Origin of the sequence: Bifidobacterium bifidum ATCC 29521 = JCM 1255 = DSM 20456 (assembly GCF_001025135.1) — a bacterium.
Lineage (GTDB): Bacteria > Actinomycetota > Actinomycetes > Actinomycetales > Bifidobacteriaceae > Bifidobacterium > Bifidobacterium bifidum.
The window spans coordinates 287,909-300,536 of sequence record NZ_AP012323.1 but is presented as its reverse complement, the minus strand read 5'-3'; the positions used below and the strand labels follow the sequence as shown (position 1 = coordinate 300,536).

The following is a 12,628-nucleotide window of genomic DNA, read 5'->3' as shown; positions in this document are numbered from 1 at the left end:
AGGCCGGAGCCGGCACATAGTTACCGGCCCCGGCCTTTACGGCGTGTCATTCAGCGAGTGGCACGCTTGCGGACGATCATCGTGGTGCCGGCGGCGACGGCGGGCACGGACGAACCGGTCTTCGCGACGCCTTCGGTCTTCGGCTGCTCGTTAGCGCCCGGCTTGGCCGGAGTCGTCGGCTTGCTTGGCTCGACTGCCTCGTCGGTCACGTTCAGCGACACCTTGCGGGGGGCGACGGACGCAAACTCGAACTGCAGACCGTAGTTGCCCGCGTCCTTGCCCTTGAGGAAGTCGGCGGCGATCTTCACCGTGACCTTGTCACCCTCGCCGCTCACCGTGTAGTCTCCCTCGTCGAGGCTGCTCAGCACGTTGCCTTCGGAGCCGATCCAGCGGATGGACTGCAGCTTGTCACCGTCCAGCGTGACGGTGTACTCGGGCAGCGTCTCAGGAGCCTGCTTGTTGAAGTTGCTGTTGACGACGGCGACAGCCGGCTTGTGCGAGGAGGCAGAACCGGAGCCGTTGTGCACCTGGATCTCGCTCATCGTCGGCGCCCACTGCACGCCGGCCTTGACGGAGTCGAGGCCCACGCGCAGCTTGGAGGAGGTGTATGCCTTGTCGAGGTTGGCCTTGGCTTCGGCGCCATGCCGGCGAGCTTGCCGGCCGGGGTGTCGGAGCCGCCGGAGAAGCCGACGAACTTCGGGTCGACTTCCAGACCACGCTTGTCCTCAGGCTGAGTGTCCGAAGCCTTGCCGCCGGCCTCGTAGTAGTCGTTGTTCGAGAACGCGGCCTTGGCGAGCGCGTCGGTCTTGCGGTACCACTGCGTCGGCGTGGTGGAGGTGTTGCAGAACACGTTGTTCATGAAGTAGACGGTGTCCTTGAAGACCTCGTCGTGGAAGTGGACGCCCTTGGAGGCGTCGAACACGAGCAAGTTGGCGGCGTAGGCGCTGGTCTTGCCCTGGCCGGTCAGCGCGGTCTTGGACGAGATGTCGACGATCGCGCCCTTCGATTCGCGCAGGTACGGGGCGCAGCGGTGGGCGAGCTCGTAATAGTGCGTGAGGTTGCCGTGCAGCGACTGCTCGAATTCGCGCCACGAGGTGTGGTCGAGGTCGAGGTTGTCGTTGCGGTCCGCGTTGTTGACCAGACCGTCGATATGGCCGTAGGTCTTCACCACATCCTCGACGATCGGCGCGATGTCGTCGGTGTCGTTGAGGTCCATCAGATACGTGCGGTAGTTGTCGGTGATGGCCTTCATTTCGGCGTCGAACTGCTCGGCGGCGCCGTCGTCGCGGTTGATAACCGCCACGATGGCCCCCTCCTTGGCCAGTCGCAGGGCGATGCCCTTGCCGATGCCCTTGAAACCGCCGGTGAGGATGACGACCTTGCCTTCCAGATGCAAATCCATGATGTTTCAGTGTCCTTTGTTGCGTTCGTGTCCGTGCGAGCCGCGGCACCGCGGCGCTGCGATCAGCCCTTGTACAGGTACCGTTCGGCGGCTTCGAGTTTCATGTCGACGCCCGAGCCCGGAGCGGTCGGGGCCTTGTAACGACCATTGACGATCTCAGTGGGATGCACGAAGTATTCGTGCTGGTTGTCCACATATTCGGTGACGCGATCATCCCATTGTCCACTGACCGCCAGGTAATCGAACATGGCGAAGTGGCGCACCGCCTCGCACAGGCCGACACCGCCGGCGTGGGGGCACACGCGCACGCCGAACTTGTTGGCGAGCAGGTATTCGAGCACGATCTCCTGCGGCCCGGCGACGCGCGTGGCGTCGATCTGCATGACCTTGAAGCTGCCCGCCTGCCGATACTGCTTGTCCATGATGCGGTTCCGCATCTGCTCGCCGGTGGCGACCGCGATCGGGTCGATGGCGCGCTGAGCACGGCGCCGATGGCCATGTGCTCGACGCCCTTCTCCGGGCCGAGCCAGCGCAGCTGAGAGTCGTGGACGAACATGTCCCATGCGGCGCGCATGTCGTCGAGCAGGTTCTCGACGTTGCGGCCGACGAGCACGCGGGAGAGCGAGTCGATGGCAGCCACGACCACGTCGTTGCCACGGCCGACAGTGAAAACGAAGCCGCTGCCGCTCAGGCCGTCATCCGCGTCGGCGGTGATGACGACGTATGCCGAGGATAATCGGGATCCTTGTTCATCGCGTCCGAGCCCGACAGCGTGCTGGACGTGGGGAAACGCAGGTCGTAGGTTTTGACTCCGATGATGGTGCCCATGTTGGCTCCTTCGCCTCAATGGTTCTCGATGTATTGCGTTTCGTTCCCATCATACACTTTTTTTAGAAAAATCATCACTTATTCTAGAAATTTTCTTTCATCTATCTCGAAACGCTTTACTATAGTGTGAAGTGCGTCTGCAACGAACGCAGACACACCCACAATGAAGTACGGGAGAAACGGAGCAACCGATGGCAGGCGATATGAAAAAACCGCGGGTCAGTGAGATAGCGAAGCTTGCCGGAGTCTCCACCGCGACCGTATCAAAGGTCATCAACGGGCGAGAGGGCGTATCCAGCTCCACAAGGGCGCGCATCGAGAAAATCATGGAGGAATCCGGGTACTCCAAGTCTCTCGTCACCACGAAGACATCACAGACCATCGAGCTCGTGCTCACCGAGGTCATGGCGAACGGTATCAACGCGATGATCGCGGAGACCACCGAATATGTGAAATCGATGCCCATCGGCATCACCATCACGCAGACCGGGCGGGGCAAGCGCAGCGAGGAAAGCTTCCGGGAAATCCTCAACCGCAATCCCCTCGGCGTCATTTTGCTGCTGTCCAACGCGACCGAACGCGAAAAAACACTATTGCGTTCGCGCAACATTCCCTTCGTCATTATCGACTCCATCGGCGAAGGGTCGCAGGACACGCTCGGCGTGGGCATCGACAACTGGACCGGCGGGCTGATCGCCACCGAGCACCTCATCAAACTCGGCCATCAGCGCATCGGCATCATCACCGGCCCGCAGAACGCAGAATCCGCTCAGGCCCGCTACAGTGGCTACGCCACCGCGCTGCGTCGCGCCGGGATCCAGCTGGATCCCGAGCTGGTCGCCTACGGCGACTACATGCCGGAACGCGGCTACGAGTGCGCATGCCAACTGCTCGACCTGCCCGCCGCCAAACGGCCGACTGCGATCTTCGCATGCAACGACGTCACGGCGCTCAACGTGTACCGCGCTGCCCGCCAACGCGGCCTGTCCCTGCCCGCTGACCTGTCGGTCGTCGGCTTCGACAACGTGTACCCGGCACAATACCTGTACCCGGCGCTCACCACCATCAGCCAGCCGTTCGACATGATCGCCCGCAAGGCCGTGGACATGATTCTCGACGCGCGTGCAGGCTCCGTCGCCGACCACTACCTGATCCTGCCCACACGCCTGGTCGTCCGCGAAAGCACCACCGCCCCCAAGAAGAGCTGACCGGTCGCGAGGCGGAGGCAACCGCCGCGACCGGCTTTCGCCGCAACATCTCCTATCTGCGTTTCGAGGGGGTGATTTTGCAGTCTGGGGACATCTATCTGCGTTTCAAGGGGTTGCCAAAACACGATATGCGGAGTATTTCGACCTGATTCTTGCTGGAATCATGCGATTCCCGTAGCGTTTATACTTGGCTATCAACCCCTCGAAACGTAGATAGATGTCCGGCGCATCCCGAATCACCCCCTCGAAACGCAGATAGACCATGAAAAAGGCTCCATACCGATGGTATGGAGCCTTTGCTGGTGGGCTCGAAGGGATTCGAACCCTCGACCTTCTGTTCCGGAGACAGACGCTCTATCCACTGAGCTACGAACCCGAGACATCGCTCGCCTTGCGGCAAGCAACTGTATTACTGTACACCATCCCACTCCCAACATGTCGGCAATTTCGCGGAATTCCCGGGTTTACGCGCTCCCGCACCGACTACACTGGAGTGGTATGGACATCGCCATGAACGATTTCGAATATGAACGTCGGTTCTTCTGCAGGGCGCTGCCGCTGGAACTGGATGACGGCGAGCCGATGCTGATCGTGCAGAGCTATTATGTGCACGACGGTAATTACGCGTTGCGAGTGCGGCTACAGACACGCGGGGTGCGCATCGATATGAACGCCGACACCGATCCGATAGCCGTACTGAGGCAATACCGAGAACGGTTCACCGAGGCGTTCGTCACCGTCAAGGGGCCGTCGGTGGGCGGCACCCGTTATGAGGCCGAACGGGAGATCGACGCCCGCATAGCCGCGGAACTGGTGATGCGCGGAGGCCGTCCGATTATCAAGAACCGGTTCTCCGCATGGATCGGCGAGGATGGATGGAGCCTCGATATATTTGGCGGCGCGAACGCCCCGCTGGTCGTCGCCGAGGCGGAGCGTAGCGGACCCGTGACCAATCTGCAGATTCCATCGTTCTGCGTGACGGAGATCACCGATCAGGCGCGGTTCAGCAACGACGGACTGGCTTCGCGGCCGTTCTCGCAGTGGGCTGCGGACTTCGACGCCGAGCTGCACCGGGACGGGCCCCGATTCCAAACCCAGTTCGGCCGTAACCGCATGGGACTATAAGGCGTAGACCACAGGCCCAAAACCGCTGAAACCGCCACGATGCAAGAATTGGCACCGCGGCGGTTTCAGCATAATGACATATTTCGGCGCGATGGCGCTCAGTACATCAGCGTGGCAAGGCGGCGACGGGCACGCTTGACGCGCTCATCGGTCGCTTCGGGAATCATGAAGTACTCCAGCAGACGCTCGCGTACCGGCTCGACCTGATCGGTGTGACCGTCCGCCAGATAATCCAGCAGACGGGAGAAGGCGTCCTCGATCTGGCCGCCGATCATGTCCACATCCGCCACGGCCAGCTGCGCTTCGACGTCATCGGGACGATCTGCGGCGGTCTTGCGTACCTCGCGCACGTCAGCGGTCGCCGAACGCGCCAACAGCAGCGCCTTCGCGCGCTCCCGCGCGGCGAGCGTGTCATTGGGGTTCGCCTGCAACACCTGCTCGTAGGCCGCGGCGGCACCGGCGTAATCGCCCTGCGCCGCAAGCTGGTGCGCTTCCTGATGCTCGGGCGGCACCACGTCGGCACCAGCCGCCGCACCTGCGCCGTCACCGGTACCAGCACCGTCACCGTCGGCCGAGTCCGGGTCGCCGGAATACGGCGCAGTACCGTTCACGCCGGACTGCGCGGCCACCGAAATTAGCTTGGGGATGACCTGATCGACGATCTGCTTCAGCTCGTCATCGCCCGGCAGCCCCTGAAGAATCGGCATCGGGCGGCCACCGATCAGCGCGAACAGCGCCGGTGCGCCCTGCACCTGGAACGCCTGCGCGATCGATGGGTAGCTTGCGATGTCGATGCGGGACAGCTGAATCTGCCCCTTGAGCTTGTTCACCGCGTCGCCGAGCGTACGGGCCATCGGGAACAGACGGTCATCGGTCGGGATCCACAGCAGCAGCAGGATCGGGAACGTGGCGGAGGTCTGCACCATCGCCTGGAACGTGTTCTCGGTCGTGTCGATGACATAGCCGCCCGCGGCCGGCGCTCCCCCGGCCTGCCCCGGCTCCGCCTTCACCTGATGCTTCAACGATTCGAGATCCACCGCGCCCGCGAGTGACAATCCCGGATGAAACTCCTGCTGCTGTGCCATCATGCCTCCGTTTTCACGACTCATACCGGCCCGCGGTCTGCGCCGCACGCCGTTCCGTCACATCCATGCCGCGCGAAAATCGGCGCGGCCGCATACCTGCGACCACCGTCGATTCCGTCGCGAACATCGTTGACGCATACCACTATATAGGCCACGGCGTCTCACCGCCTCCGGTTACACTGCAAGCGCCCGATTCCGGTGCTTGGCAAGTCCGCACGCCGGCCCGAGTCCGGCGTCTACTGCGCCTCGACCTTGACCGCCTGACGATCGCCCGCCACCACGGTCACCTTCTGATCCGACCCGGCCAGCGGCACAAATATCGCCACAACGTTCACATAAGTGGCTTTCAGCGAACTGGTGGCCTTCTGATTCGTCATCTTGAACAGCGCATCCTCGTTCGGGGACCCCGGCAACGACTCACGGCCCTCGCTCATGGACCGTGTCCACTCCGAGTTGATCTGCGCGACGACCAGATCACCGCCACGAGGGGAGCGCATCACGGCGATCTGGTCGACGACCGGCGCGAACACCTCCTGCTGCGTGCCCTTGTTCTGGGTCACACCCTTCTGGCTTTCTTCCTGCTGCTTGACTAGCGACTGGCGGAACTGGTCATCCTCGAAGCTTCCCGCGTATTTGCTGTTCGTGTTGTTCTGCAGCACATCGGCGTATCGCTGCACCGCCTGCTTGGGGGTCATGACCAGATTGGAGTCGTTGGCATCGCCCATGACATTGCCCTGCTTAGCGGGCGCGAAGCCCGGCAGTGACACGTCCTCAAGCAGTCGGGCGACAGCCCACAGCTTGTAGTTCTGCCGGGCGGACTCCTGCCGCATCACCAGCAGACGCTTCGCCTGCTGGTCCTCGGTGGTGGTGGTGACGGTGAAAATATACCTCGGCCATGCGTTGTCGGTCGGGATGACCACCTGCGTCACATCACTGGGGATAGTCGCCAACGGCGTGACATCCTGCTGCGTGTATTGCGCAATGTTCAATTGGGCGGTGCGGATCTCCAGTTGCGAGCCGGACACGCGCGCGGCGAGCCCGTCGGCGCTTTTCGCCTCGTTCGCCTGGTTCAGCACGTCAAGGATCTTCCCGCGGATCTGCTTCTCCTGTGCGACGGTCACATCGATGATCTCGTTGTCCTTCACCGACGGCGCCACGGTCTGTGGCACCTGCCCCTCGCAGCCTGCAAGGCCGAGCGTCAGAGCGCAGACCATCGTCGCCGCCAGGGCGGTGGTTATGCGTTTATTCATTGGAGCTCCCCTTCGTGTCATCATCGGATTCCTGCGAAAGCCGCGCGAAATACGTCTGCAGCTCGCTGGCGGTGATTACCGACGTCGCCGAATCGTCGGGCTGGTCCATGGCCTGCGCGTTCTGCTGGTCGGCGACAAGGTTGCGGCTGCCGGGATCGACGACCTTCGGCTGGGAGATTTCCGGCTTTGCCGGCGTGCCCGCACCGGGTTTCCCACGATGCGCGGCATGACGGCGGCGCTTAGATTTCGGCTTGAAACTGACCGCCGCCTTGAGACTCGCGACACTGCCCGCCACCGCCTGCGAAACGGCGACCTCCTCTGCCTGCTTTTCGGCTGCGGAACCACTCACCACGCGCTTGCGACGCTTGTGCGGCGGCATGGCGAACAGAGATGCGGCCAGTACGGCCAGCAGCGCCAGCAGTCCTCCGGCGAAATAGAACGGCATGGCGAAATCAGGTAGAGTCTGACGCACCCAGTTCATGCGCACCGTCGCGTTCGAGGACTTGCCCAAGTCGATGATGGCTACGGTACCGCTGTCGGACGCGACCTTGGTCTCCGCTTTCACGGTGCCCGTCCCGCACGTCACGGAAGTCCACATATCGGAGTCCTTGAACGCCACTGCGTCATCGCCCGCATCGGCCGCGGCCCCCTGCGCGGAGACCTTCGTCGTCGCGAGCGTCGTCCATTCGTTCAAGCCGGTGACACGCACATATGGCTGCCTGGCGAGCCAACCGATCACATCCTTGTTCGACCCCAGAGCAAGGCATACTTCGCCGTCGGACGAACCGGCATCGGCAGAAACCGTCACCTGATTGTCCACCAGCGGCAGCACGCCGGGATCGGTAACGATATATTGCGTCCCCTTCACCGCGGCACTGGCCGCGATCTGAGAGCTGGGCTTCCAATATGTGGCGTTCATAATGCCCAGACCAATGCATGCCACAGCCAGAAGACCAAGGATGGGCGTCACCACGCCCCGCATGATGCGGGCATGGCGCGTCGGACGGGCGGCCGACTTGGACTTTCGCTCGTCACGCTTGCGCTCTTTTGATGTCTGTTTCTTCATAACTCACCCATTCTACAATGCAGGGCATAAAGCCCCGGCGAAAAAGACGTTTCCAAAGAAAAATCAGGGTTTTCCGCTAGTGTGGTGACCATGCGTAAGTTGACACAGACATCCACGTTCAAGCGCGTACTCGCGGCCGTGTGCACGGTCGGCCTGTGCGTCACACTCGCCGCGTGCGGCTCCGGCGATTCCGGCTCGTCGTCAAAGAAATCCGGCGACGACTCCTCGCAGTCCTCCGGCTCCAGCGCATTGAAGAACATGAAGAAGATCGCCGGCATCACCGCCACGGGTACGCTGGGCGAGAAACCGAAGGTCTCCTTCAAGGCACCGAAGACCGTCGACAACAACAGCTATGCCGTGCTGCAGGAAGGCAACGGCGCCACCATCGCTGATGGCGACCGTCTGTGCTCGCAGGGCATCGCCATCAGCGTCAAGGACGGCACCGAGCTTGCGAGCAGCTGGGAGAAGAACACACCCGATTGCTCCCTGGTGCTGGAAAAGGGCACAGTGAGCAACGCCTACTATGAGCTGCTGAAGGGCCGCAAGCTCAACACGACGATCGCGTACGGCGTCAATGACTCCAACTCCAGCGGCACGTCGTACATCATGGCGCTGACCTACGTTTCCAAGTCGAAGGATCTCACCAAGGCCACAGGCAACGAGGTCACCGACATCCCGTCCGATCTGCCGAAGGTCACGCGAGCGAAGAACGGCAAGCCGTCCATTAACATGAACGGGTACAAGGGAAGCAGCAAGCTGGTCTCGCAGGCGCTGATCAAGGGCAAGGGCAAAGAGGTCACGAACAACAACACCGTCAAGGTGAAGTACACCGGATGGCTGTTGGACGGCACCCAGTTCGACTCGTCATGGGACAAGAACACCACGCTTGAGGCCGACACGTACAGCGGCGGCAACCATCAGGTGATTGAGGGCTGGCAGCAGGCCATGGTCGGCCAGACGGTCGGCTCGCAGGTGCTAATGGTGATTCCGCCGAACTTGGGTTACGGCGACACCGCCCAGGGCTCCATCCCCGCGAACTCCACGCTGATCTTCGTGGTCGATATTCTGGCCGCCTACTGACAGGCGACCGCGACAGTAGCTGAAAGCCGCCCGGCGCATGTGTGTGCCGGGCGGCTTTTGTATATGCGGCGGCAAGGAACCACCCCCAGTCAGTCAAAGACTGACAGCCCCCGCCAGCGGCGGGCGGTTTACTTTGCCCCCGCTGGCTGTCAAGCGTAGCGAAACTGGGGAGTCTAGTAGGGAATCGAAATACGACATAGGGGCTTCCCGCGCGTGCGGGAAGCCCCTATGAAGGTTGAGCCGATTGGCGTTGATCAGGCGAGAGCCACCGGATCGACCGGGACGCCGGGGTTCATCGTGGAGGTGATGGTCACCTTCGTGATGTAACGGCCCTTGACGGTGGCCGGCTTCAGACGCTTGACTTCGTCGGCAACGGCCTTGAAGTTCTCGTCCAGAGCGGTCTCGTCGAAGGAGAGCTTGCCGATGAGGAAGCTCAGGTTGCCGTTCTTGTCCACGCGGAACTCGATCTTGCCGCCCTTGATGTCCTTGACGGCCTTGGTGACGTCCATGGTCACGGTGCCGGTCTTCGGGTTCGGCATCAGGCCACGGGGGCCGAGCACGCGGCCCAGACGACCGACCTTGCCCATCATGTCCGGGGTGGCCACGACGGCGTCGAAGTCGAGGAAGCCGTTCTGAACCTTCTCGATCAGGTCGTCGTCACCGACGATGTCGGCGCCGGCCTCGACAGCCTCGGTGGCCTTCGGGCCACGGGCGAACACGGCGACCTTGGCGGTCTTACCAGTGCCGTGAGGCAGGTTGACGGTGCCACGGACCAGCTGGTCGGCCTTGCGCGGATCCACGCTCAGACGGTACACGGCTTCGACGGTCTGGTCGAAGTTGTAGGCCGGCATGGACTTGAGCAGAGCGATAGCCTCGTTGGCGGTGTAAAGGTTGTTGCGATCGACCTTCTCAGCCGCTTCGCGGTACTTCTTGGAACGCTTAACCATGTGTCCTTCTCCTCTCAGTCGATAACCGTGATGCCCATCGAGCGAGCGGTGCCCGCGATGATCTTCATGCCAGCCTCGACGTCGCGGGCGGACAGATCAGCCATCTTGATCTCGGCGATCTCGCGCAGCTGCGCCTTGGTGACGGAGCCGACCTTATGGGTCAGCGGGTTTTCGGTGCCCTTCTGGATACCGGCGGCCTTGAGCAGCAGAGCCGCTGCAGGCGGGGTCTTCAGAATGAAGGTGAAGGAGCGATCCTCGTAAACGGTGATCTCAACAGGGATGACCTGACCCATCTTGTCCTGCGTCTGCGCATTGTACTGCTTGCAGAAGTCCATGATGTTCACGCCATGCGAACCCAGAGCCGGACCCAGCGGCGGGGCAGGATTGGCCTTGCCAGCCTGGATCTGGAGCTTGATCAGCGCCGAGACTTTCTTCTTGGGAGCCATTGTATGGTTCTTCTTTCTATGAAGCGGTGATGTCGGCACCCGCGGCGGTCGCCCGCAGCGGATTCCTCCCGCAACGTATATTGCTGTGCTGTGCTAGCGGATTCGCATACACGTATCCTCCAGACACAACTTTTCTATTATGCCTATGAGAGCAGACAATATCGCGGCATCGCGGGTGCGTGCGGCCGTTCATATTTCCCGGATTATCGGCAGGGTCATTGGGCTCGGATCCGTCGCATATGCGAAGAGCCGCTATGCATGTGCACAGCAGCTCATTGGTCACGCTTCACGCCGATCAGGCGCGGAACGCGGAAGACCTAGAAATCAGGCCTGCGGGGTCTGCCCCGGGTAGGAAGCGTCCGAATCGGGCTGCTGGTAAACCGGAACGGCAGGCGCCGGCTGCTCATACGCAGTCGAGGCGACCGGTGCGGTCGGGGCCTGCGGTGCAGTGGGAGCCTGAGGAACGCCGGCATCGGACACAGGGGCGGCAGGTGCCGGGACCGGAGCACCGGGGAATGCCGTCGGCACATACTGCGGCTGGGCGGAAACACCCGGCACCGCGACCTTCGCGGCCTTCTTCTGATTGCCGAACGCAAGCACGGTGCCGACAATCAGGCCCAGCGCCGCGATGATGAGCAAGTATGCACCAATACCGAAAGCCACCGCATTCTTCGCGTAGCCGGACGCGAGACTTCCCAGACTGCCATAGTTGCTGCCGAACTCGTCCAAGCTACTGTTGATCTTGATCTTGGAATACACCATCTCAAAGATGCTGAGTACCAGCACCAAGGCGGAAATGATCATTGCGGGGAGGTGCTTCTTGAAGAACGTGAGCGCCGCGATGGCAAGAACCGCAACGAGGACAATCCATCCGTCCCCGCCTTGGAACAGGCTGGCGTTGTATCCAAACGCCGACACGAACGGCACGATGCAGGCGATGATCGCCAGCACGCCGGCCACGTAGGTGATGATGGAAATGAAGTCGAATGACTGGCCTCCGACGGTCACGTTCTTGCCACCCAGGTTCTGGGCGAAACCGGCGACGGAGTTCTGGATGTTCGCCGCGTAATCGGGGGTTGCCGGCGCCTGATAGGGTGCCCCTGCAGGCGGCACGGGCTGGGCAGGCGGCACGGGTGCGGTGTACTGCGGCTGCTGATAGGCCGCGTTTGCGTCCGAAGCCGGCTGAGCGGGCTGCGGGGCTCCATAAGAGTTGTTTCCAGTGGGGAAACCGGCATTGGGATCTGTCATATGTGCCTTCTTTCGTTCGGTCAAGCGCCAACGCCCAACATTGACCAACATAGCATATAACCGATATCTAATACGGTTTTGCCCATTTTGCGCGATGCCGCCGCCCCGAAAAGGCCCTACAGACGGCCGCAATCATGACACGCAGTATACATACCGACTGTCGGTATGTATACTGATGACATATCGAAAGGAGGAACCATGGCACGCAACCCGCACCCCGAGGTGACGGAACGCCGCATCCTCGCCGCCGCGAAAAAGCTGTTCGCCGAGAAAGGCTACGACAAGACCTCCATCCAGGACATCATCGATAAGCTGGGAGACCTGTCGAGAGGCGCGATCTACCACCACTTCAAGTCCAAAGAGGCCATCCTCGAACGACTGAACACCGACGACTGGCACGCCAGCCAGACCCTGTGCGACGAGATCGCGAAACGCGACGACATGAACGCGATGGAAAAGCTCCGCTCGCTGTTCGCCAACTCGCTGGGAGACGCCGCGCACCTGGCGCTCGTCAAGGCCACCGTGCCGTTCTTCGACGATCCCGCCACATTCACCGCCAACATGCGATTCTGGTCAACCGAGCTGCCGAAAAACTTCGAGCCATTGATCGAGGAAGGCCAGCTGGACGGCTCCATCCCCACCGAATACCCGCGCGAAGTGGCGCAGCTGCTGGCCCTGCTATGCAACTATTGGCTGATGCCATGCTTCTTCCCCGCCACGCGCACGCAGCTGCGGTATCGTCTGCAATGCCTCGCCACCATGCTCGACGCGCTGCACGCGCCGGTCTTCGACCAGCATCTCATCGATCTCGCCACGGACGGCATGATGGCCTTCGCCGGCGACGGCAGCGGCAGCGCCGCCGAGCAACAAGACGGAGGCGGCACCAGTCCGGTAAGCGACGCACACTAGACGACGCTGACTCCGGGGCAGGACGCGGCACGAA

The 12,628-nt window shown here is 61.9% G+C and carries 12 protein-coding genes, 1 tRNA gene and 1 pseudogene; 4 read left to right on the top strand and 10 right to left on the bottom strand.

The window, feature by feature from the left end; genetic code table 11:
* Positions 1 to 50: 50 nt before the first annotated feature.
* The 3 genes and pseudogenes from BBBF_RS01195 to BBBF_RS01185 form a co-directional block, all read right to left on the bottom strand.
* Entirely contained in the window at positions 51 to 587 is a 537-nt protein-coding gene (locus BBBF_RS01195; protein WP_021648496.1) for a hypothetical protein, read from the bottom strand.
* A complete protein-coding gene (locus tag BBBF_RS01190; RefSeq protein WP_013389473.1) occupies positions 539 to 1,402 on the bottom strand; it encodes an SDR family NAD(P)-dependent oxidoreductase in 864 nt (287 codons plus the stop codon). Before BBBF_RS01190 ends, BBBF_RS01195 begins: the two co-directional genes overlap by 49 nt.
* 62 nt (positions 1,403 to 1,464) lie before the next feature.
* A pseudogene (locus BBBF_RS01185) lies at positions 1,465 to 2,230 on the bottom strand (enolase C-terminal domain-like protein).
* Positions 2,231 to 2,421: 191 nt separating this feature from the next.
* Between BBBF_RS01185 and BBBF_RS01175 the strand changes: the two are divergent.
* On the top strand, positions 2,422 to 3,438 hold the full coding sequence (locus BBBF_RS01175) for a LacI family DNA-binding transcriptional regulator (protein ID WP_013389470.1): 1,017 nt from the start codon (positions 2,422 to 2,424) through the stop codon (positions 3,436 to 3,438).
* A gap of 300 nt (positions 3,439 to 3,738) precedes the next feature.
* On the opposite strand, the gene BBBF_RS01170 is transcribed toward BBBF_RS01175, so the two are convergent.
* Positions 3,739 to 3,814, bottom strand: a tRNA-Arg gene (locus tag BBBF_RS01170).
* 134 nt (positions 3,815 to 3,948) lie between these two features.
* Here BBBF_RS01170 and BBBF_RS01165 point away from each other — a divergent pair.
* Positions 3,949 to 4,563, top strand: coding sequence for a CYTH domain-containing protein (locus BBBF_RS01165; RefSeq protein WP_161788277.1), 615 nt, complete (start codon positions 3,949 to 3,951; stop codon positions 4,561 to 4,563).
* Positions 4,564 to 4,661: 98 nt separating this feature from the next.
* Here BBBF_RS01165 and BBBF_RS01160 read toward each other — a convergent pair whose 3' ends face one another.
* From BBBF_RS01160 to BBBF_RS01150, 3 genes are all read right to left on the bottom strand, one after another.
* The gene (locus tag BBBF_RS01160) at positions 4,662 to 5,648 is read right to left on the bottom strand and encodes a co-chaperone YbbN (RefSeq protein WP_033510063.1); all 987 of its coding nucleotides are present in this window, start codon (positions 5,646 to 5,648) and stop codon (positions 4,662 to 4,664) included.
* 236 nt (positions 5,649 to 5,884) lie between these two features.
* Entirely contained in the window at positions 5,885 to 6,898 is a 1,014-nt protein-coding gene (locus tag BBBF_RS01155) for a hypothetical protein (RefSeq protein WP_003811664.1), read from the bottom strand.
* Positions 6,891 to 7,964: a hypothetical protein gene (locus BBBF_RS01150; protein ID WP_003811661.1), complete on the bottom strand. Its 1,074-nt coding sequence runs from the start codon at positions 7,962 to 7,964 to the stop codon at positions 6,891 to 6,893. The genes BBBF_RS01155 and BBBF_RS01150 overlap by 8 nt, the downstream gene beginning before the upstream one ends.
* A gap of 90 nt (positions 7,965 to 8,054) precedes the next feature.
* Between BBBF_RS01150 and BBBF_RS01145 the strand changes: the two genes are divergently transcribed.
* Positions 8,055 to 9,044, top strand: a complete 990-nt coding sequence (locus BBBF_RS01145; protein WP_033510066.1) for an FKBP-type peptidyl-prolyl cis-trans isomerase — start codon at positions 8,055 to 8,057, stop codon at positions 9,042 to 9,044.
* 254 nt (positions 9,045 to 9,298) lie between these two features.
* Here the strand turns inward: BBBF_RS01145 and rplA are convergent, their stop codons facing one another.
* The 3 genes from rplA to BBBF_RS01130 form a co-directional block, all read right to left on the bottom strand.
* Positions 9,299 to 9,991 (bottom strand): 50S ribosomal protein L1, encoded by a 693-nt coding sequence (gene rplA / locus BBBF_RS01140; protein WP_003811658.1) that lies wholly within the window; start codon positions 9,989 to 9,991, stop codon positions 9,299 to 9,301.
* A 14-nt stretch (positions 9,992 to 10,005) separates the two neighbouring features.
* Positions 10,006 to 10,437, bottom strand: a complete 432-nt coding sequence (rplK, locus tag BBBF_RS01135) for a 50S ribosomal protein L11 (RefSeq protein WP_003811655.1) — start codon at positions 10,435 to 10,437, stop codon at positions 10,006 to 10,008.
* Between the two features lie 324 nt (positions 10,438 to 10,761).
* Positions 10,762 to 11,685 carry a sodium pump decarboxylase gamma subunit gene (locus BBBF_RS01130; RefSeq protein ID WP_021648491.1) on the bottom strand — a complete coding sequence of 308 codons (924 nt, stop codon included), beginning with the start codon at positions 11,683 to 11,685 and terminating at the stop codon, positions 10,762 to 10,764.
* Positions 11,686 to 11,883: 198 nt separating this feature from the next.
* Between BBBF_RS01130 and BBBF_RS01125 the strand changes: the two genes are divergently transcribed.
* Positions 11,884 to 12,594: a TetR/AcrR family transcriptional regulator gene (locus BBBF_RS01125; RefSeq protein WP_014759783.1), complete on the top strand. Its 711-nt coding sequence runs from the start codon at positions 11,884 to 11,886 to the stop codon at positions 12,592 to 12,594.
* The last annotated feature ends 34 nt before the right edge of the window (positions 12,595 to 12,628 follow it).